This is a genomic window from Lentzea sp. NBC_00516, from assembly GCF_036346835.1.
In the GTDB taxonomy this organism is placed as follows: Bacteria; Actinomycetota; Actinomycetes; order Mycobacteriales; family Pseudonocardiaceae; genus Lentzea; species Lentzea sokolovensis.
Map to the genome: position 1 here is coordinate 3,120,950 of NZ_CP107840.1, position 21,073 is coordinate 3,142,022.

At 68.5% G+C, this 21,073-nt stretch carries 18 protein-coding genes; 3 read left to right on the top strand and 15 right to left on the bottom strand.

Annotated elements, in window-relative coordinates; translation table 11 throughout:
• The first annotated feature begins 6 nt into the window (after positions 1 to 6).
• Positions 7 to 1,821, top strand: coding sequence for a ricin-type beta-trefoil lectin domain protein (locus OG205_RS14020; RefSeq protein ID WP_330276668.1), 1,815 nt, complete (start codon positions 7 to 9; stop codon positions 1,819 to 1,821).
• 42 nt (positions 1,822 to 1,863) lie between these two features.
• Positions 1,864 to 1,989, top strand: a complete 126-nt coding sequence (locus OG205_RS14025) for a hypothetical protein (RefSeq protein WP_319979702.1) — start codon at positions 1,864 to 1,866, stop codon at positions 1,987 to 1,989.
• Between the two features lie 9 nt (positions 1,990 to 1,998).
• On the opposite strand, the gene OG205_RS14030 is transcribed toward OG205_RS14025, so the two are convergent.
• Positions 1,999 to 2,406, bottom strand: coding sequence for a DUF6292 family protein (locus OG205_RS14030; RefSeq protein WP_330276669.1), 408 nt, complete (start codon positions 2,404 to 2,406; stop codon positions 1,999 to 2,001).
• Positions 2,407 to 2,488: 82 nt separating this feature from the next.
• Complete coding sequence (locus tag OG205_RS14035; RefSeq protein ID WP_330276670.1) at positions 2,489 to 4,339, bottom strand: protein-arginine deiminase family protein; 1,851 nt, start codon at positions 4,337 to 4,339, stop codon at positions 2,489 to 2,491.
• A 147-nt stretch (positions 4,340 to 4,486) separates the two neighbouring features.
• Between OG205_RS14035 and OG205_RS14040 the strand changes: the two genes are divergently transcribed.
• Complete coding sequence (locus OG205_RS14040) at positions 4,487 to 7,117, top strand: helix-turn-helix transcriptional regulator (RefSeq protein WP_330276671.1); 2,631 nt, start codon at positions 4,487 to 4,489, stop codon at positions 7,115 to 7,117.
• Here OG205_RS14040 and OG205_RS14045 read toward each other — a convergent pair.
• The 13 genes from OG205_RS14045 to OG205_RS14105 all read right to left on the bottom strand — a co-directional run bounded on the left by OG205_RS14045 (position 7,098) and on the right by OG205_RS14105 (position 21,006).
• The gene (locus OG205_RS14045) at positions 7,098 to 7,478 is read right to left on the bottom strand and encodes an ester cyclase (protein WP_330276672.1); all 381 of its coding nucleotides are present in this window, start codon (positions 7,476 to 7,478) and stop codon (positions 7,098 to 7,100) included. The genes OG205_RS14040 and OG205_RS14045 overlap by 20 nt on opposite strands.
• A complete protein-coding gene (locus OG205_RS14050) occupies positions 7,478 to 7,897 on the bottom strand; it encodes a Dabb family protein (RefSeq protein ID WP_330276673.1) in 420 nt (139 codons plus the stop codon). The genes OG205_RS14045 and OG205_RS14050 overlap by 1 nt, the downstream gene beginning before the upstream one ends.
• Positions 7,897 to 9,024, bottom strand: a complete 1,128-nt coding sequence (locus OG205_RS14055; protein ID WP_330276674.1) for an MFS transporter — start codon at positions 9,022 to 9,024, stop codon at positions 7,897 to 7,899. Before OG205_RS14055 ends, OG205_RS14050 begins: the two co-directional genes overlap by 1 nt.
• A 277-nt stretch (positions 9,025 to 9,301) precedes the next feature.
• Positions 9,302 to 9,952, bottom strand: a complete 651-nt coding sequence (locus OG205_RS14060) for a GntR family transcriptional regulator (protein WP_330276675.1) — start codon at positions 9,950 to 9,952, stop codon at positions 9,302 to 9,304.
• Between the two features lie 20 nt (positions 9,953 to 9,972).
• Positions 9,973 to 11,316 carry an ABC transporter substrate-binding protein gene (locus tag OG205_RS14065; protein ID WP_330276676.1) on the bottom strand — a complete coding sequence of 448 codons (1,344 nt, stop codon included), beginning with the start codon at positions 11,314 to 11,316 and terminating at the stop codon, positions 9,973 to 9,975.
• Positions 11,313 to 12,218 (bottom strand): acetylxylan esterase, encoded by a 906-nt coding sequence (locus OG205_RS14070; RefSeq protein ID WP_330276677.1) that lies wholly within the window; start codon positions 12,216 to 12,218, stop codon positions 11,313 to 11,315. Before OG205_RS14070 ends, OG205_RS14065 begins: the two co-directional genes overlap by 4 nt.
• Entirely contained in the window at positions 12,212 to 14,371 is a 2,160-nt protein-coding gene (locus tag OG205_RS14075; RefSeq protein ID WP_330276678.1) for a glycosyl hydrolase family 95 catalytic domain-containing protein, read from the bottom strand. Before OG205_RS14075 ends, OG205_RS14070 begins: the two co-directional genes overlap by 7 nt.
• Positions 14,368 to 15,249, bottom strand: a complete 882-nt coding sequence (locus OG205_RS14080) for a carbohydrate ABC transporter permease (protein ID WP_330276679.1) — start codon at positions 15,247 to 15,249, stop codon at positions 14,368 to 14,370. Before OG205_RS14080 ends, OG205_RS14075 begins: the two co-directional genes overlap by 4 nt.
• A gap of 9 nt (positions 15,250 to 15,258) precedes the next feature.
• Positions 15,259 to 16,212, bottom strand: a complete 954-nt coding sequence (locus OG205_RS14085; RefSeq protein ID WP_330276680.1) for a carbohydrate ABC transporter permease — start codon at positions 16,210 to 16,212, stop codon at positions 15,259 to 15,261.
• A gap of 26 nt (positions 16,213 to 16,238) precedes the next feature.
• Positions 16,239 to 18,197: an alpha-galactosidase D gene (locus OG205_RS14090; RefSeq protein WP_330276681.1), complete on the bottom strand. Its 1,959-nt coding sequence runs from the start codon at positions 18,195 to 18,197 to the stop codon at positions 16,239 to 16,241.
• Between the two features lie 46 nt (positions 18,198 to 18,243).
• Positions 18,244 to 19,332: a mandelate racemase/muconate lactonizing enzyme family protein gene (locus tag OG205_RS14095; RefSeq protein WP_330276682.1), complete on the bottom strand. Its 1,089-nt coding sequence runs from the start codon at positions 19,330 to 19,332 to the stop codon at positions 18,244 to 18,246.
• A 254-nt stretch (positions 19,333 to 19,586) separates the two neighbouring features.
• Positions 19,587 to 20,042 carry an SRPBCC family protein gene (locus OG205_RS14100; RefSeq protein ID WP_330276683.1) on the bottom strand — a complete coding sequence of 152 codons (456 nt, stop codon included), beginning with the start codon at positions 20,040 to 20,042 and terminating at the stop codon, positions 19,587 to 19,589.
• A 34-nt stretch (positions 20,043 to 20,076) separates the two neighbouring features.
• Positions 20,077 to 21,006, bottom strand: coding sequence for a D-2-hydroxyacid dehydrogenase family protein (locus tag OG205_RS14105; protein WP_330276684.1), 930 nt, complete (start codon positions 21,004 to 21,006; stop codon positions 20,077 to 20,079).
• Positions 21,007 to 21,073 lie beyond the last annotated feature (67 nt).

Genomic DNA, 21,073 nt, shown 5'->3' on the forward strand with positions numbered 1-21,073 from the left:
CGCTTAATGTCAAAGACGACAAAACGCTGGCACGGCATGGCGATCGCGGCAGCCGTGGTCACGGCGGGGAGCACCCTGGTCTCCCCCTCCGCCACCGCGGCGACCAACGCGAGCGTGTGGCTGACCACCGGTGACAAGGCGAACGCCCTGACCAAACAGGCGGACGTGACGTTCGGCTCGGGTGGCACCGGGTCGACGATCACCGTGAACCCGAACTCGACCTACCAGTCGATGGTGGGCTTCGGCGCGTCGTTCACGGACGCGGCGGCGTGGAACATCTTCAACTCGCCGCGCCGCAACGAGATCATGAACAACCTGTTCAACAAGAGCAGCGGCATCGGCATGAGCTTCATTCGCCAGCCGATCGGCGCGTCCGACTTCTCGCGGAACTTCTACACCTACAACGACGGCGCGGCGGATCCGACGCTGTCGCGATTCTCCACCGCGCACGACAACGCCTACATCCTGCCGCTGCTGCAGCAGGCCAAGCAGCTCAACCCGCAGGTCGCCGTGATGGCGACGCCGTGGAGCGCCCCGGCGTGGATGAAGAACAACAACAGCCTCATCCAGGGCCAGCTCAACGACAGCCGCATCGGCGTCTACGCGGACTACCTGGTCAAGTTCGCGCAGGCGTACAAGGCCGCGGGCATCCCGATCGACTACCTGTCCGTGCAGAACGAGCCGAACTTCGAACCGCCGGGCTACCCCGGCATGAGGATGTCGGCGCAGCAGCAGGTCAACGTCATCAACACGCTGGTGCCGAAGCTGCGCGCGGCCGGCGAACAGGCGCGTCTGCTGGGCTACGACCACAACTGGGACGACACGACCTACCCGCAGACCGTGAACAACGGCGCGGGCGCCAACGTGATCGGCTCCGCCTGGCACTGCTACGGCGGCAACCCGAGCGGCCAGTCCGTCGTGAAGAACAACCAGCCCGGCAAGGACATCTTCTTCACCGAGTGCTCCGGCACGAAGTCCGGTGACGACGCGGCGACGTTCCGCGACACGTTGCGCTGGCAGGGCATCAACCTGGCGATCGGCGCCACGCGCAACCACGCGCGGTCCGTCGCGATCTGGAACATGGCGCTGGACCAGAACAACGGCCCGGTGATCGGCAGTTGCACAAACTGCACCGGTGTGGTCACGACCAGTGGCGGCAACGTCACGTACAACGCCGAGTACTACGTTCTCGGTCACCTGTCGAAGTTCGTGCAGCCCGGCGCGGTCCGCATCGACTCGACCGGCTTCGGCGAGGGCGGCGTGCAGAACGTCGCGTTCCGCAACCCGAACGGTCAGATCGTGCTCGTCGCGCTGAACTCGGGCGGCCAGCAGAACTTCCGCGTCTCCTACGCGGGCCAGACGTTCGGCTACACCCTGCCGGCCGGCGCGATGGCGACGTTCACGTGGCCCGGCACGCTCGACCCCGGCCAGCCCGGCGGCCGCACCGGTGCCATCACGGGCCTGGGCGGCAAGTGTCTCGACGTCACCAACGGTTCGACCACGAACGGCACCCTGCCACAGCTGTGGTCCTGCTTCGGCGGCCCGAACCAGACGTGGACCCTGGGCACCGACGGCACCGTGCGCGGCCTGGGCAAGTGCCTGGACGTGACCGGCAACGGCACCGCGGACGGGGCGGCGGTCCAGTTGTGGGACTGCTTCGCCGGACCGAACCAGCGTTGGACCGCTTCCAACGGAACGCTGGTGAACGCCGGCAGCAACAAGTGCCTCGACGTCATAGGCAACAACACGGCGGACGGCGCGAAGCTGCAGATCTGGTCCTGCACGGGTGGCGCGAATCAGCGCTGGACCGTACCCGCGTAGGCGAGGACGCTTGAGGTCATGCCGCTCGGGTAACCGGGCGGCATGACCGATCCGCTGAATCCCGAAGCTCCCCACTCCCCCGGCACGCCCAGCCTCGACGATCTCGACGTCGAGGAACCCGAGGTGCCGCAGGAGAAGACCGACGACCCGAGCGAACCGCCGGACTGACGAGCCGGGTCAGGACAGCAGGCAACCGCGCTGCGCCGGCACGAAGGCGGCGAAGTCGCGGTTCGCCTGCTTCTGCTCCCTGTGCACCAGCCCGTTGACCCAGCGGACCACCTCGGCGGGTGCGGGCCGCGGGTCGCCGCCCAGCCGCGCGACGTCCACGAGGTCCCCGAGCCGGTCCTCGACGGCGACCGACCATCCGTTCAGCTCGTTCCAGACCAGGGCGACGTAGTGGCCGGGGAAGTCCGGCAGACGCCCGTCCAGCGCCACGTAGGCACCGGCCAGCGGCTCCGCGTCGATGCACGAGCTGTCGCCGCGCAGTCCGAGGCCTGTGACGATCTCGCTGACGTAGCTCCGCACCTCGCGGGCCACCGAATCGTCGAAGTCGATGTCGAAGTCGATCTCGGACTCCATGGTCATGTGGCGCGGATACCCCTGCGGGGTGTCACCGAAACCGGTCGGATCAGGCCCACCCGCATGGCGTACACCACACCCGTGACGGTCAGCGCCACCAGGCCGCCTTGGTCGGCTCGCGGAACGCGTTGGTCCCGCAGTGCACCTCGCCGCCTCCCCAGTGCAGGAAGTCCCAGTCCTCCACCCACTTCACCTCGACGGGCGTGCTCGCGAGCACCTGTTCGGTCCTGCTCTTGAACAGGTCGACGCCGCCGACCCTCGGCCCGTGCGGATCAGGTGCGCCGAAGACACCGCCGCCCAGCGAGATGCCGTTGGGAATGCCCGCCGAGTGCGCGACGAACACCGTGCTCGGCGCCTGACCGGACCGCATCCGGTCGCGCAGGACGCCCACCTGCGCCTGCGTGACCCGCCCGGACGCGGTGAGGTCGTCGACCTCCTGCCAGCTGAACTGCTGGAACAGCACCGGAACCCGGACGAGGTCGCGGCCGGAGAGCCCGGTCTCCCTGGTCAGCACGGCGAGCTGGGAGTCGATGTGCCGGGCCGCCGTCTCGTTCTGCTCCAGGAACTTCGGGTCGGCGAGCGCCTGGTCGATCGTCGGCTTCTCCTTCTCGCTGGTGCCGTCGAACAGCACCGCCGTGCCGTGACCGTCCTTTGTGGCCTTGCGCAGCACGTCGAGCGCGAGCCTCGGATCGGCGACCATCAGCGTCCAGCCGCGCGGGTTGCGGGCCGGGATCACGTGCACCGTCTCGTCGGAGTGGCCGACCGCGAGCCACGCCGTGTCGATGACGACCGGTTCCGCGTACTGCGAGCCGATCAGCGTGCTGAACGACGGGTCGGGCATGCGTTCGGCCGTGCTGCCGTACAACGGCCTGCCGAGCTCGTGGCCGCGATAGGGCGGCAGGCTCTCGTAGTTGCCGGTGGAGTTGAGGCTGTCGTCGACGGCCGGGCCGCGCTGGTCGGTGAACTGCTGCACGACGCCGACGTCCGGGCCGCGCAACGCGCTGAACACGACCCGTCCGGCGGGACGCAGGGCAGGCGGGTACGGCCTGCCCTCCAGCTCCATGGCGGGCCGGTAGTTGGCGCTGCGCAACAGCACGCGCATGACCTGCGGCTTTCCGCCCGGTCCCGGCATGGCGGCCGTGGTGGGTTCGAAGATGTCCTGGAACCACCGGTCGTCGTTGGGGATCGCGGCCAGCGCGTCGTCCGGCAGGTTCGCCGCCTTCATCGCGGCGCGCAGGCCGGCGGCGAACTCGTCGTAGCCCGCGCTGTACTCCGGGCTGATCGGCTTCGAGGTGACGATCCTGCTCGGTGCCTTCAGGTCGTTCTGCAGGATCAGCGGCGCCACGCGCAGCCGCACCGAGTCCGTGCCGCCGGCCTTCAGCGTGACGGTGACCGTGCCGTTCCAGACGGCCTTGTCCCTGATGACGTCCCGGCCCTCCAGTCCCAGCTTCGCGCCCTTGCGCAGCTCTGCGGCGGTGAGCGTGCCGCTCTCGCCCAGTGACGTCCAGGTGCCGTCGCGTTCGACCCACAGGCGGGCGTACCTGCCCTCCCCCGCGCCGAGCGACACCGTGCCGTCCTTGCCGACGTTGCTCGGCATCGTCCGCAACGGAGCGAAGTCCTGGGCGTCCTGCGCGCCGTTGAGCACGTCGTCCTGGGCGTCGTTGCAGGCCGCGAGCCGCTCGTCGACCGCGATGGCGCGGTCCTTCAGGTCCTCCTCGGTGACCTTGCAACGCCGGCCGTCGTCGTCCAGGTTCGGCAGGAAGATCGCGCCCCTGTTCGACGCCCACTTCCCCTTGCCCGCCTGGTCCGCCCAGTCGACCGTGCCGTTTCTGTTGGTGTCGGCCAGGATCGTCGCACCGGGCGCCGCCGTGGCCGGCACCCCCGTGAAGATCACACTCGCCAGCGCGGCCACACCGGTGGCCGCCACAACGCGTTTCATCACAAGTTCCCCCTCGTGATCATGTGTTCTCCACGCTAGAGAAACCCCCAATACGGACGCATCCGACTACAGGCGATTACGCCTCCCCCTCAGGTTGTGGGCCGAACGGGTGACGCGTGCCCTCGGCTCTCGCATACGGTTCGTTTCATGGACGCGCTCACATCGACCTCGCTCCTGGGACGGGACGACGAGATCCGTTGCCTGTCCGGGATGCTCACCGCCGCTCGCGAAGGGCGTGGTGGCGCGTTGGTCCTGCGTGGTGAGGCGGGACTCGGGAAGAGCACGTTGCTCGGCCACCTTCGGGAGTCGGCCGCCGGGTTCCGGGTGCTGGAGGTGTCCGGGTCGGAGTTCGAGACCGAGCTGCCGTTCGCGGCGCTGCACCAGCTGTGCCTGCCGTTGCTGGACTCGCTGACCGGACATCATCGGGAGGCGCTCGACGTCGCGTTCGGACTGGCCGGCGGGAAACCCGACGTGCTGCGGATCGGCATGGCCACGCTGGACCTGCTCGCGGGCGGGGAACCGGTGCTGTGTCTGCTGGACGACGCCCACTGGCTGGACGAGGCGTCCGCGCAGGTCCTCGCGTTCCTCGGGCGGCGGCTGGCCTCCGAACCGGTGGTCCTCGTGCTCGCCGCGCGACGGCCGTGGTCGCGGTCTCGGCTCGACGAACTGCCCGGCCTGGAACTGCGCGGACTGGCCGACGCCGAGGCCCGCGCGCTGCTGACATCCGGATCGGTCGCGGTCGTGGACGACAAGGTGCGGGAACGACTCCTCGCCGAAGCGCGTGGCAACCCGTTGGCGCTGCTGGAGCTGCCCAAGGCCGGTGGGTTCGGGCTGCCGGACGTGGCGTCGGTGCCGAGCCGGATCGAACGCAGCTTCCAGGACCGGGCCGCGCGGTTGCCCGCCGACGCCCAGCTGCTGCTGACCGTGGCCGGCGCCGATCCGACCGGTGAGCCGGGCCTGCTGTGGGCCGCTGCCGCCGAGCTGGGCATCGACGTGGCCTCCGCCGGGGTGGAGGCCGAGGCGTCCGGGCTGGTCAGCATCTCCACGCGGGTGCGGTTCTGCCATCCGCTCGCCCGATCGGCCGTCTACCTCGCCGCCGCGCCGTCCCAGCGCCAGGCGGTGCACCTCGCGCTGGCGTCCGTCACCGATCCGTCGAGCGATCCGGACCGGCGGGTGTGGCATCGCGCGCAGGCCGGCACCGGGCCCGACGACTCGCTGGCCGCCGAGTTGGAACGCTCCGCAGACCGTGCTCGCGCTCGCGGCGGAGTGGCTGCCGCAGCGGCGTTTCTGGAGCGTGCGGCAGCGTTGTCCGTGGAGCCCGGATTGCGGGCCGAACGCACTTTGGCCGCGGCGCAGGCCAAGCTCGACGCGGGTGCGGTCGACGTCGCGGCCGAACTGCTCACGACGTTCTCCGCCGATGACGGGCGGGCGGATCTGCTGCGCGGCCGGATCGCGTTCGTGCGCGACAGGGAGAACGACGGGCCGTCGTTCGTGCTGAGCGCGGCTCGCCGGATGACCGGGGCCGATGCCCGCGACGGCGTGCTGGACGCGTTGGAGATCGCGCTCGCGTTCGGCCGTCCCACCGGCGTGATGGACGCCGTGGTGCGCGAGGCTCGCGGGCTCGAGCGCGGCTCGGATGCGTTGGAAGCCTTGGTACTCCTCGCGGACGAGGGACACCGGGCCGCGGTTCCCCTGCTGCGCCGGGTGTTCTCCGGCGACGATCTGGCGTGGACGCGGCATCCCGCGCTGGCGACCATGCTCGCCGGTGAGCTGTGGGACACCGAGGTGCACTCGGCGGTGACCGGGTGGCTGCTGAAGACCGGCCAGCAGGCGGGGTCGCCGTTCGTGCTGCGGCTCGGGCTCGCCCAGCAGGCCGTCGGCGCGGTGATCACCGGTGAGTTCGGCACGGCGATGTCGGCCATCGCGGAGGAAGAGGCCGTCGCCGATGCCGTCGGGATGCCTCCGCTGCGGTATGCGCGGTTGCACCTGGCCGCGTTTCGCGGGCAGAAGCCGGAGGTGCTGGCCGAGATCGAGCACTCGCTGCGGGAGGCCGAGCGGCGGGCCGGGTGCCTGATCGCGAACACGCACTGGGCGTCCGCCGTGCTGCACAACGGTCTCGGCGACTATCCGGTGGCGCTGGCGGCTGCCCGTGAGGCGGTCGCGCCGGGCGATCTCTACCTCGCCGGGACGGCGCTGCCCGAGCTGATCGAGGCGGCGGTGCGCTGCGGTGAGTCCTCACTTGCCTCGGAAGCGTTGGAGGACCTGGTTTCTCGGACCTCGCCGTGCGAAACCGCGTGGGCACAAGGCATCGCGGCCTACTCACGGGCACTCGCCACGGGTGAGGAGGAGTCGTACGTCGCGGCGGTGCAGCAGCTGGAGTCCAGCGCAGCCCGGCCCCATCTTGCGCGGGCCCACCTGGTGTACGGCGAGTGGTTGCGTCGCGCCGGCCGCCGCGTCGACGCCCGCACGCAACTGCGCGCCGCACACGATCTGTTGTCCTCCATCGGAATGGAGGCCTTCGCCGCTCGCGCCGCGCTGGAGCTGAAGGCCACCGGCGAGGTCGCCCGCAGCCGTTCCGCCCAGGCCACCGACGAGCTGACCATGCAGGAGACGCACATCGCCCGGCTGGTGGCGACCGGGGCGACGTCCAAGGAGGTCGCCGCCCGCCTGTTCCTGAGCCCTCGCACGGTCGATGCCCACCTGCGGAACGTCTTCCGCAAGGTGGGCATCAACTCACGCCGTCAGCTGAAGGACGTGTTCAGCTCAGCTTCGGCATGATCCCGAGCTGCTGAGCGGCCCAGAGGCCGTCCGCGTTGAGCCAGTACTCGGCGATTCTGCCGTCCACGACGCGGAGGATGTCCGTGCCGTGGAACGACACCGCACCGGCCTCGGCGAGCCAGCGCACGACGTGGAACGGCTCCTGCGAGATCGGCCCCACCTCGACCGTGAACTTGAGGCCGGGCATGTTCTGGTGGGAGCCGCGCACCCACTCGACGAGCCCTTCGCGTCCGCTGTGGTCCTGCGACGGTCCACCGGTCAGCGGCGCGACGTGCCAGACGAAGTCCTCGTGGACGATCTTCTCGGCGAGGTCGAGCTCGCCGTTCCAGAAGTCGAGCCAGCCCTGAATAAGTTCGCTCATCACTTGTCTCCGTGCTGGCCGGGGGCAGCGCTGCCCGTGTACTCGCCGAGGTCGGACACGAGCTGCGTGAGCTCGGGGTCGCTGTCGTACCGCTTCTGGTGCAGGGCCGCGATCTTCGCGCCCATCTCGGGGTCCTCGTCGTCGGTGATGTCGAACGAGGAGAACTTGTCCACCAGCGGCAACCCGACCCGGTCGGTGTTGCGGTGCGCCGGGTGGATCAGGTACTCCCAGTAGCCGTCGAGGTCCTCGATGACGAAGGTGGCGCCCCACTCGTACTCGCCGCCGAAATCTCGGCCGACCACGAAGGACTTGACGGACGGGATCACGCGTCCCTGGTTGCGCAGGCTCTCCAGCGCCTCCTCGATCTGCTCGGGCGAGGCGTCCTTGCGCAGGGTGAAGCGGTTGCCGTGGTAGATCATCAGTTCTTCTCCTTGTGTGCCAGGGCGAGGACCGCCCCTGCGATGGTGGTGACGACCCCGGTCCAGGTGAACGCGGCCGCGATGCTCGTGGCACCGACGAGGGGTGCGATGACGAGCGGTGACAGGAACTGCCCCAGGAAGATCCCCGCGACGAGTCCGCTCAGGACCCGGCCGCGTTGCTCGGGCCGGGCGAGGTTCGCGAGACCCGTGTTGAGGTTCGGCACGACCAGCCCGACCCCGAACCCGCCGATCAACAGGCCTGCGGTGACCAGCGCGACCCCGTTCGCGTAGCCGATGACCAGCCAGCCGACACCGAGCAGCACGACGCTGATCGCGGTGATCTTCCCGGTCTTGAGCTTCGGGAACACGAGTGCTCCCACGACGCTGGTGAGCGTGCTGCCCGCGATCACGAACCCGATGACCGCGGGGGTCGCGTTCAGGTCTCGCAGCAGGAACGGGAGCTGCGTCGGCGCCATGTAGAACACGAGGGTCGCGACGAGGGCCAGCAGGTAGATCCCGATGGCCTGCCGGGGAAATGCCTGGCCACCGGCCGCCTGGGGTGGCGCGGGCCGTTCGTTGGTGAGCCCCGCCGCCGCGGCCATGGCTATCAGTGCGGCGACGCTGTAGAGCCAGAACGGCAACCGCCAGTCGACGCCCGCCAGCAGTCCCGCCAGTGGCAGGAACACGACCCCGCCCAGGCTGGCGGCGGCCTGCTGGAAGCCCAGGAACCGGCCGCGTTCAGCGCCTTCGAACCAGTCGGTGATCAGGGCGCTGACCGCGGTCATGACGCCGCCGACCGCGAGGCCCAGCAGCGTTCTGGTGCCCAGGAGGACGGGCAGGCTGGTCACGAAGTACCCGGCAGTGCCGGCCACGGCGTAGAGGACGAGGCTGGCCGTGAGCAGCGGCTTGCGGCCCGTGCGGTCGGCGACCAGGCCCGCCAGCGGCGCGCTCACCGCGATGGCCAGCGAGGTGATGGTGAGGGCGAGCCTGACCAGGACGCCGTCGCCGTACACCTCGCCCATCGCGGGCAGGCTCGGGGCGATGATCGCCGCGGCCATGATCGTGAGTGTGGCGGAGGCCAGGACCACCGCCCGGGCCGTTCGCGTTGGCGCAGTTCGTGTTGTCACGCCACAAGACTCGCCCCGGGGTGGGGTCGTTCGCGTCGGTAGGCGTTACGTAGATCGCCGGGTTGCGTAGCCATCGCGGAGTGGGACGAGTACCAATGGTGCTGGACCGGCACCCTCGCCAACTGGGCCCTCGACAATCCCGAACACCCCGGCCACCACCTCGCCCTTCAGACCTCAGCGACCCACCACGCCGGCGCACACCTCCACCAGCACCGACCCAGCTGTCATGAAGCGCAGTGGCAGTCGACTGCGATACAGGCCCTGGCCGGCAGGCCGCCTACATCCGGTCCAGCAGCCGGGCCCGTGCTACCTCCAGGTGCGCGGTCATCGCCGCACTGGCCCGCTCCTCGTCCCGAGCGACCAGCGCGTCCACGATCGCCCGGTGCTCGGTGATCGTCTGCACCCCGAACGGCTGCTGGAAGTTCAGCCGGAACAGGTGCAGGTGGCAGTGGGTCTTGGCGAACGACTGCAGGACGGCCTCGTTGCCCGCGATCCGCAGGATCAGCTCGTGCAGCCGCTGATCGTGCGCGGTCAGGTTCTTGTAGTCGTCGTAGGCGTCATCGGCGGGAGCCGACGGGCAGGTCGCCAGCTCCTCCTCGATCAAAACGGCGAACTCGGCCGTCATGCGGCCTGCCGCCAGAGCCGCGGAAGGCGGCTCCAGCAGCAGGCGCAGGGCGTAGAGGTCGTCCACCTGCTTGCGGTTCAGCAGGTCCGTCACGCTGTAGCCGCGCAACGGGAGCCTGCTGACCAGTTCTTCGGATTCGAGGCGTGCCAGGGCTTCCCGGACGGGGGTGGGGGACACGTCGAGCTGACGCGCGAGTTCGTCTATGTTCACGCGGGCGCCGGGCGCGATGCCGTCGCTCATGATCAGCGCGCGGAGCTGCTCGTAGACGTCATCCGCGAGCACGCGCCTGGTCGGTATCCGCAACACCACTCCTGAGACTCCCGTCAGTTCTTGGCCAGTATCTCCTGCGAGACGCGTTCCATCTCGGCGAACACGTCGTCGGAGCGCTGGCCTGCGAAGTAGGCCTCGAAGAGGGGCTGTTCGGCGGACTGGACCGCCGAACCGTTGGCGTAGGCGCTGGACGGGTACAGCACGCCGTCCTTCACGTACTGGTTGAACACGGTGAGGTCGACGCCCTGCGTCTTCATGGTCGTCACCGTGTTGTCCATGGACGCGGGGATCGACGGGAAGAACGTGCCGGTGGCGCCCGCCTTGGTCTGGCACTCCTCGCTGCCCATGTAGCTGACCCACTTCCAGGTCAGGTCCGGGTTCTTGGTGCCGGCCCAGATGTTGTTGCCGTTCGAGTTGGACAGCACGGAACGCTTGCCGTCCGGGCCGAGCACGGTCGGGGCGATGCCGACCTTCACGCCGGGGATCTTGCCGAACGACGGCGCCGACCACGAGCCGCCCATGGTCATCGCGACCTTGCCGGAGCCGATCAGGTCGACGTCGGAGATCGTGGACTGGTTGCCGGTGGTGAAGGTGCCGAGCTTCGGGGAGAAGCCGCGGTCGGTCAGCGACAGGACCCACTTCATGGTCTTGGTGAAGCGCGGGTCGGTGTAGTTGAACTTGCTGGGCCACTGGTCCTTGTCGCCCAGCCGCCAGCCGAGCGTGTTGACGAACGGCGCCCAGCTGGTCTCGCCGATGAAGCTGCGGCCCGCCATCGCGCCGATGCCGTAGGTGGCGATCTGCGTCTTGTCGAAGCCGGCCTCGTCGCCGTGCCTGCCGTTCTTGTCGATCGTGAGACGGGCGACGACCTTGTCGAACGTGCCGCCGTCGTCCGGGTTCCAGGACAGCTTCTGCACGTCGGCCTCCGCCACGCCGGCCTTGGCCAGCATGTCGGCGTTGTAGTAGAGACCGGAGGCGGCCCAGTCCAGCGGCAGCCCGTACTGCTTGCCGTCGGTGAACTTCCACGTGTCGACGCCGACCGAGAACTTCTTCATGTCCACCGAGGACTTCGTGATGAGGTCGTCCAGCGGCATCAGCTGGTGCTGCGAGGCGTAGGCCTGCAGGAACTGCACCGAGTTCTGGAACGCGTCCGGCGCGGTGCCCGCCACGAAACCCGCGGTGAGCTTGGTGAAGTAGTCGTCCACGTTGTAGCGGGTGATCTTCACGTCGGTGCCGGGGTTGGCGGCCTCGAACGCCTTCTCGCACTCGCCGTAGGCGACTGCCTGCTTGTCGTCCCAGGTCCACCAGTTCACGGCGTTGCCGGAGCCCGTGTCGGAACTCCCGCAACCCGCGACCACCAGGGCTGTTGCTGCTACCAGGGCAGCGGCGGCGATTTTCATTGCTTCTCCAAGAGACGGGTTCGGAAGGCGTCGAGTGCGATGTCGAGGTCGTCGGAGCCGCCCGCCTCGTGGGCGCTGTGCTCCCAGACGGCCATCTCCCTGGGTCCGGCGTAGGCGTGGTAGGCGCCGAACACGGTGGACGGGGGCACGATGTCGTCCATCAGGCCGACCGAGAACCACGCGGGGGCCGTGGCACGGGCGGCGAACCCCACACCGTCGAAATAGGACAGTGCGGGGAAGACGTCGGAACGCCGGTTGTCGGCGATGTACTTGGTGAGCTCGGTGTAGGGCGGGCGGCCGCAGACGTTCAGCGCCCTGCGGAAGTCGCAGAGGAACGGCGCCTGCGAGTGGACCGCGGCCAGGTCGGGCACGAGACCGGCGACGGCCAGCGCGATGCCGCCGCCCTGGCTGTTGCCGATCACGGCGACGTCGGAGGAACCCAAGGCGCGCACGGCATCGACCGCGCGCACCGCATCCGTGAAGACCCGCCGGTAGAAGTAGGTGGAGCGGTCCGCGATGCCCCTGGTCAGAAAGCCGCTACCGCCCCGCTGGTCCCGCACCTCGATCTGCAGGTGCGCGAACCCGGCGCTGGCCCAGGTCAGGTTCTCGATCGCGCTGCCCCGGTTGCCGCCGTAGCCGTGGTACTGAACGACGGCGGGAAGTCCGGACTGTCCCTTCGGAGTGCGCAGCCACGCGTGGATCCGGTCGCCGCCGAAACCGGCGAACGACACGTCGTAGACGTCGAGCGTCTTGAGCGGTGTGTCCACAGGCACCACCTCGACGGAAAGATCGATCGACCTGGCCTCGGCCAGCGTCGAGTCCCAGAACGAGTCGAAGTCGTCCGGCCGCACGTAAGAGCTGCGGTACTCCCACAACGCGTCCACACCGAGATCGGTCAGCACGAAATCCTCCCGCGTACTTCCACGACGTCACTCACGACGACCTCGGTGACCTCGCCACCGATGCTTACCGGCACGAACTCCGAGGCGTCACCGGACACCCGCCGCACCCGCACGGTCACATCGCCGTCGTGCCACGTGACGTCGACGGAAAGCCCGCCGCGGCAACGAAGTCCGCGCGCCGAGCCCCGCGACCAGCCGGAAGGCAGCGCGGGCAGGACGTCGATCACGCCGGTGTGGCTCTGCAGCACGACTTCCGCGAGTCCAGCGGTGAAGCCGTAGTTGCCGTCGATCTGGAACGGCGGGTGTGTGCTGAACAGGTTGGGCAGCAGGCCGCCCCACTCCGAGCCGTCGACCGGGGCGTCGCGATGACGGTCGCCGGTGAAGGGCTGCGAGGCCTCGGACAGCAGCGACCGCACGGTCTCGCCGTCGCCCAGCCGGGCCCGCAGCGCCATCTTCCAGGCCCACGACCACCCCATCGCGCCGTTGCCGCGCCGGTCCAGCACCTCGGCGGCGGCGTCGCCCAGCTCCGTGCCGGCGACGATCTGGCCGAGCGGGTAGACCGACACCATGTGCGACATGTGCCGATGCCCCGGGTCCTCCTCCGGCAGGTCGTAGGCCCACTCCCCCAGCCGGCCGTCGTCCAGCACCGGGACGGGCCGCAGCCGGGGCAGCGCGGCCGCGATCTCCGCGATCAGCGGATCGGCGCGACCCGACGCCAGTGCCAGCGCCAAGGTCCGTTCGAACACGGCGCGGACCAGCATCACGTCCATCGTCACGGACCAGGTCAGCGCCTGCGGCTCGCCGTCGACGAGGAACCAGTTCTCCGGCGACGTCGACGGACACGTGTCGAGGTGACCGTCGGGCCCTTCGACCAGCCAGTCGAGGAAGAACTCGGCACAACCGCGCAGCAACGGCCACGCACGCTCCAAAGTGGACCAGGTGCGGGCGAAGTCGTAGTGGTCCCAGGCATGTTGGACCAGCCACGCGCCACCCATCTGCCAGATCGCCCACGACACCGCGCCCTTGCCCATGCCGACCGGTAGCGCCCAGCCCCAGGGGTCGGTGTTGTGGTGCGCGACCCAGCCGCGTGCCCCGTACAGTTCCCGCGCCACCTCGCCGCCGGTCACCGCGAGCTTCTCCAGCAGCTCCAGCAACGGCTCGTGGCACTCGGCGAGCCCGGTGACCTCGGCCGCCCAGTAGTTCATCTGGGTGTTGATGTTGATCGTGTAGTTCGAGGACCAGGCCGGACGCAGGTCGCCGTTCCAGACGCCCTGCAGGTTCGCGGGCGGCGCGCCGGGCCGTGACGACGAGACCAGCAGGTAGCGGCCGTACGCGAACAACACGGACGCGACGAGCTGCTCGTCCTTGCCGGACAACAGGTCCGGCACGTCGACGACCTCGGGCAGGTCGCCGAACCGCACCTCGCACGCGTCCATCAGGGTCATGTGGTTGCCGTGGCGCCGTCCGGTCCACCGCGACTCGGCCGTGGTGGAACTGGTGAGCGTGAGCAGCCAGCGTTCGCCCTCGGTCACCTTGACCGTCACCGTGCCCCGTTCCCCCGAGCCGTAGACGGGAGCCTCGACCTGAGGTTCGTGCCTCGGTGCCGAGTCGACGGGGATCTCGATCACGAGGTCGAGTCCGTCGCGCGAAACCTCCTGCAACGGCGTCGAGATCTCGACCTCGGTGGGCACCGCGCCGGTGATCTCCACGCACAGCGCGGTTTCCGAGGTCCACACGCGCCGCACGACGTCCGAGCCGCCGATGGTCATCCGCTCGGTGACCACACCCGTGCTCAGGTCCAGCGTCCGGCCGTGCGACTCACCTTCGGGCAGCGTGATCCACAGGTCCACGTACGGCAGGAACGTCTGGCTGTACGGGCCTTCGAACGACATCAGCAGCTCGGTGGCCCGCTCCAGGTCACCGCCGAAGATCGCCTCACGCACCTGCGCGAGTCGTTCCGGACCGGCTCCCGAGGCCAGCACCTCCGCCAGGGCAAGAGAAGGCCCGTCAGCGGTGCCCGACCACACGGTCGCGTCGTTGACCTGCACGCGGGACCGACCGGCCCCGCCGAACACCATCGCGCCGAGGCGGCCGTTGCCCACGGGCAGTGCCTCGGTCCATTCCGCCGCAGCCGACGGCCAGTGCAGTCTCACTTGATCCCCGTGAAGCCGATGGAGTTGACCAGCCGCCGCCCGAAGACCACGAACAGCAGCAACATCGGCAGCGCCGCGACCAGCGTCGCCGCCATCAGGCCTGCCCAGTCCAGCGACGCCTGCGGTGAGGACTGCTTGAACACCGCGAGCGCGAGGGTGAGCGGGCGGACCGACTCGTCGTTGGTGACGAGCAACGGCCAGAAGTAGTCGTTCCAGGTGGTGATGAACGTCAGCAGCGTCAAGGTCGCCATCGGCGCGACGCTCATCGGCAGCACTATTCGGAAGCACACCCGCAACGGCCCGGCGCCGTCGATGATCGCGGCCTCCTCGACCTCGTTGGAGAGCCCGAGCATGAACTGCCGCAGGAAGAAGATGTTGAACGCGGAGAAGAACGCGCCGGGAAGGATCATGCCGCCGAAGCTGTTGAGCAGCCCCAGATCCTTCATCAGCACGAAGTTCGGCAGCAGCGTGAACACCGACGGCACCATCAGCGCGGTGAGCAGGACGCCGAAGACGAGCTCGCGGCCCTTCCAGTGCAGCCGGGAGAACGCGAAGGCCGCCAGAGCCGAGAACACGACCGTGAACAGCGTCAGAAGTCCCGCGTACACAATGGAGTTCCACAACGCGAGCGCCAGGTCGATGCTGGCCCCCGAACCGCCCTCCGCGGCGGCCTCGGCGGGCGTCGCGAGGCCGAGTGCACGCTTGAACGGGCCCCACGTGAAGTCCACCGGCAGCAACGACGACGGATCCGTCGACATCGCGAAGTTGTTGGACAGCGCGGTCCGCACGATCCAGTAGAACGGGAAGATCGTGATCAGCAGCACGACGACCAGGTAGCCCCAGGCGACGCCCCTGCCGAGCTTCATCGAGAGGAACACCTGGCCTCCTCAGTTGGTGTCGGACTCGCCGGCACGGGCCATCCGCATCTGCGTGAAGGTCACCGTGACGAGCATCAGGAACAGGGCGAGCGACATGGTCGCGGCGTAGCCGAAGTCGAACTGGCCGAAAGCCTTGTCGTAGATGTACATCTGCAGCACCAGCGACGCGTCCGCCGGGCCGCCCTTGGTGCTGACCTGGACGATGTCGAAGACCTGGGTCGAGCCGATCACGTTGAGGATCACGACCATCACCAGGATCGGCCGCAGCAGCGGCAGGGTCAGCGAGCGGAACATCTGCCACTCCGACGCGCCGTCGATCCGGCCGGCCTCGTAGATCGACGCGGGGATCGTCTGCAGCCCCGCGAAGAGGAGAACCGCGTTGTAGCCCATGGACTTCCACACGTTCAGCGCGGCCAGCGACGGCACCGCCCAGCTGTCCGATCCGAAGAACATGATCGGCTCGCCGGTGACCCAGGTGATCAGCTGGTTCACGATGCCGAGCTGCGGGTCGAGCATCCACGTCCACACCAGCGCCGTGACCACGCCGGAGATGAGGAACGGCAGGATCATCAGCCCGCGGACCGTCGTGTTGACCCCCAGGCGGTGCAACACGACGGCGGTGATCAGCGAGACGCCGACGCCCAGCACCACGGACAGCACGACGAAGTACGCCGTGACGCCGAGAGAGTGCCAGAACCGGCCGTCGTTGACGAGTTCCTGGATGTTCTCGAGGCCCGTCCACACCGGTGGGCTGAGGATGTGGAACTCGGTGAAGCTCAGGTAGACGCCGCGCAGCATCGGGTAGGCGAAGAACACGCCGAACCCGAGCAGGGCGGGCGCGACGAGCAGCCACGCCACCCACGTGTCGTTGCGGCGCGAGGCAGGGCCTGACCGTCGCTTTCGTGTGGGCGGAGGCGCCGTGGTGGCGAGGCCACGCACGACCTGGGCGCTTGAGTCCTGCATGGTTGTCACCACGGCACCTCCTGGTTCTAGATGCGGATGCTGTCGACGTCGAACACGGAGTCGTCCGGGTTGCCGATCCGGATCGTGTTGTTGCCCTTCAACAGGTAGATGGGCACGGTGACCTTCTGCGGCGTGTTCCAGTCGTCGTCGTTCGACCCGGCGACCGGCAGCTTGAAGCTGGTGCCGTTCACCGTGACGACGCCGGTCCTGCTGGCGTCGGCGGAGATGTAGGCCAGTTCGACGAGGTACGTGCCCTCACGCGGCGCGGTGACCGTCGGCATCGTGAGGATGCCGCTGCCGCCGAGGTAGCCGACCTTGCTGCCGCCCGAGCACGCGCAGCCGTAGACGGTCGCGCCGCCGCCGGGACTGCCCTTTTCCGCCTCGTACGTCACGCTTTCCTGCGGCGTCACGTAGCTGACGGGCTTGGAGCGGGCGCCGTTCTGCACGACGGTGAACTCGTAGGAGGTCGCCGGGGTGAGACCGGTGACGGTCGCCTTGGTGTCGGTGGTGGTGGCGACCTTCTTGTTGCCCGCGTAGACGTCGTAACGGACGCCGGACTTTCCGTACCACTTCAGCGAAACGCTGTTCGGGGTGGCCGCGGTGCCCTGCACGACGCCGGGAGCGACCGAACCGCGCGGGGTGATGGTGAACAGCTTCGAGCCGTGCACCGGCAGTTCTTCCGTGATGGAGCCGGACTTCTGGCCGACGTCCTTCTTGGCCCACACGTCGCGGACCTTCGCGTTGCCCTGGATGCCGAGCTGCCCGAAGTCGGCCGTCACGTTCGCCGGCTTCGAACCGAGGTTGAACAGCGCCACGGTGTAGCTTCCGTCGCGGTTGCGGGCGTACCAGACCTGCTGGTCGGAGGACTGGTCCACGGGCCTGGCGGGAACGCCGGCCTGGTTGATCGCGATGACCTCGTTGTTGGTCAGCAGCTTGTAGCCGTAGTCGTCGATCTTGGTCAGGTCGTCGCCGATGTAGAGCGGCGAGGACGAGATCGACCACAGCGTCATGTAGCTCTGCCGCTCGGCCTCGGTCAGGCCGTCCATCTGGCCGTTGCCGACGGCGACGCTGTCGAGGTTGTTCCAGTGGCCGGGGCCGGCGTCGTCGATCCACTGCACGACGTCGTTCCACCGCTGCTTCACCGACTGGTTCCAGGTGACGAGCGTGTCGCAGTAGCACTCGACGTCGGTGTCGACGCGCCAGCCGTTGGTGTTGGCCTTCCACACGTCGGCGTGGCGGTGGCTCAGCGCCCACGAGATGAGGAACTCGATCGGGCGGCCGGTGCTCTTGAGCGCGGAGTTCCACGCCTTCACGTCGGTCGTGTTGTCGTAGCGCTCACCGCCGCGGAAGCTGCCGGGGCCGACGCCGTCGAGCTTGAGGAAGTCGACGCCCCAGCCCGCGAGCACCTGTGCGATCGAGTCGATGTACTTCTGCGAGCACGGGTTCGCGAAGTCCATCTTGTAGGCCATGTCCCACCCGTTGGTCTTGCGCAGGTCCGGGTAGACGATGTCCTTGGTGGTGCAGCCGGGCGCGTTGTAGATCGGCGTCTTGCCGTCGTTGTACGCCTTAAGGTCCAGGCCGACCGCGAGGTACGAACCGAACTTCATGCCCTTGCCGTGGATGTAGTCACCCAGCCACTTGAAGCCGCGCGGGAACTTCTTCGCGTCCACCACCGGCCGCCCGTACTCGTCGAACGAGCCGAGCCAGCCCGCGTCGACGTTCACGTGGTCGTAGCCGGCCTTCTTGAACTTCGCCGCCAGCACGTCCGCCTGGGCCAGCACGTTCTTCTCGTTGAGCCAGCTGGCCGGCCCGTCCGGGTTCACGCCGGGATAGTTGGTCGCCTGCAACGTCCAGCTGCTCCAGCCCATGTACGGCTTCTCGGCTTTGGCTGCGGTCTGCTGTTGCACCTGGGGTGCTTGGGCCTGGGCCGCGGGGACCGCGACCAACGACGCGAGCAGGCCGGCAACGACACCTAACGCTCTCAAGACCACTCCTTTGTGATTTCCGGCGGTGACTTCAGGCTGCGACTACTCATGTGGCTCGAAGGTCGTCCATCGCGTCGCGGTCCCAGTCGATCCCAAGACCTGGCGTGTCAGGGGCGAGCGCATGTCCATTGCGGACGGTCATCTCGCTCTTGGTGATCCCGCGCAACTGCGGGATGTGCTCGACGAACTTCCCGTTCGGCAACGCGGCCGCGAGGCTGACGTGCAGCTCCATCAGGAAGTGCGGGCAGACATCGGCGTTGAAGGCCTCCGCGAGGTGCGCGACCTTGAGGAACGGCGTGATGCCACCGATCCGTGCCGCATCTACCTGGATGATCGAGGCGGCACCGCGTTCGAGGTACTCGCGGAACTGCGCCACGGAGTACATCGACTCCCCTACCGCGATCGGGATGCTCGTGCTCCGGGCGAGCCTCTCGTGCCCGCTCACGTCGTCCGCCGGCAGTGGTTCCTCGAGCCAGGTCAGGTTGACGTTCCGGAACGCGTCGGCCCTGCGGATGGCTTCGGCACTGGTCATGGACTGGTTGGCGTCGACCATGATCGCGAACCGCTCGCCGACCGCCGCCCGGACGGCTTCGAGGCGTTCGACGTCCTCGGTGAGATCAGGCTTGCCGACCTTCATCTTGATGCCCTGCCAGCCCTGCGCGGCCGTCTCCTTGGCGCCCGCGACGAGGTCCTCGGTGCTCAGGTGCAGCCAGCCGCCCTCGGTGTCGTACAGCGGGACCTCCTGGCGGAACCCGCCTGCCATGCGCCACAACGGTTCTTGAGCTCGCAGGCAGCGCAGATCCCACAACGCGGTGTCCACGGCGGCCAGCGCCAGCGAGGTGATCGCCCCGACCGTCGTGGACCGCGTGTAGGCGAACAGGTCGTGCCAGACGTGCTCGATCCGGCGAGCGTCGACGCCTTCGAGGCGAGGCAGCAGGTGGTCCTTCAGGAGAGCGAGGACCGAGCTACCGCCCGTGCCGATCGTGTAGGCGTACCCGAGACCGGTGAGCCCGTCGTCGGTCTCGACCTCGACGAAGACGGTCTCCTGCTTGATGAACTGCTGGACCGCGTCGGTGCGCAGAGTCTCCACCGGAACGTCGACCTGGAACGCCTCGGCTCGTCGGACCTTTGCCACGCCAACTCCTCGGATCTCTGATCCTATAGGATATTTGACGGGGATTGAACGCTGGCGTTACGACGGTGTCAACGGTCGTTCGGCCACGTTCCCACGCTGATGAGAGCGTTTTCAACGGTCAGACGCGACCGGATCTCGTTCCGGTCCTCCGATGTCTGCAGCTCAACGCCCTGATCAGTGCTGTTGAGGCATGTTGGAGTGTGAGTGAAGATGTGAGCGTTTTTGTCCGGTTGCCGATGAACGGACAGGAACGATCAAGCAGACTCGGCGGTCCGCTTCAGGCGCTGCAACGTCGCCTCGATGTTGCGCTGGTTGGTGACAGCGCGGTCTTTGACCCCGGTCGCCAGCTGCGTGATCGGCACGTACCAGCCGGGCCTGCGGTCCCACGTCGACTCGGTGACCCGGCAGCCGTCGCCGGTCTCCTCGATGTCGTACTGCCAGCGCGACACCGCCATCCCCAGCGACTTCACCTCGAACGCGAACCTGGTCGCGGAGCAGTCGGTCACCGTGGAGGTCGTCGGCCACATCCGCCAGCCGCGCTTGTTGATGCCGCGGAACCGGGCACCAACGCGCGGACCTGCGGCGTTCAGCCACTTGCCACCGGAGTACTCCTCGGCGCACGCGCTGAGTCGGCGGAGGTCGCTGACCAGGTCGAACACTCGCTGCGGCGAGGCAGCGACGTCGATGTGCGCGGAAGCGTCCGGCGTCATGAAGCAGAACTTACTACCAGTAGGTAACCGGCCGCTACAGCTTCCTGATCGGTTCACCCGCGCGGAACGCGTGGATGTTCTCGACGGCCTCGGTGAAGTACGTGCGGTAGTTCGCCTCGGTGACGTACCCGAGGTGCGGGGTCGCGAGCACGTTCGGCAGCGTCCGCAGCTCGTCGGTCAACGGCAACGGCTCGACCTCGAACACGTCGAGCCCAGCACCGGCGATGCGCCTCTCCCGCAGCACCTCCAGCAACGCCACGGGGTCCACGATGGCGGAGCGCGAGGTGTTGACCAGGAACGCCGTGGGCTTCAGGCACGCCAGCGCGTCCGCGTCGACCAGCCCGCGGGTGCGGTCGCTCAGCACCAGGTGGATGGACGCGAAGTCGCTCTGCGCCAGCAGATCGTGCAGGCTTCCGGCGAGCCGGACACCCTCGGGTTCGACGCGTTCGGCGGTGAGATTGGGGCTCCACGCCACGACGTCCATGCCGAACGCCTTGCCGACGCGCGCGACGGCCTTGCCCAGGTGGCCGAAGCCGAGCAGGCCCAGGGTGCGCCCGGAAAGGTCCGCGCCGACGGTGCTCTGCCACGGGCCGCCGTCGTGGAAGGCAGCGTTCTCGACGACCAGGTGGCGGGCGAGGCCGAGGAGCAACGCCCAGGTCAGTTCGGTCGGCGGGGTCTTGGCGCTGCCGGTGCCGCAGACCGTGACGCCGTGCTCGCGAGCGGCGTCCAGGTCGATCGACGCGTTGCGCATGCCGCTGGTGATCAGCAGCTTCAACTTCGGGAGCTGAGCGAACAACGACGCGGTGAACGGGGTCCGCTCGCGCATGATCACGACGCACTCGGCGTCGGCCAGTTCCGCTGCCGGATCCGGCAGGTGATCACGCAGCACCGTCACGTCGAGGCCGGACCAGTCCGCGTTCGCGAGCGCCACACCCTGGTAGTCGTCGAGCACCACACACCTCATGGGCCGATCATGTCAGAGCAGGCGCAGGGGAGCCCTCTCGCGAAGCTCGCCCTGGTGAAGCAGAACG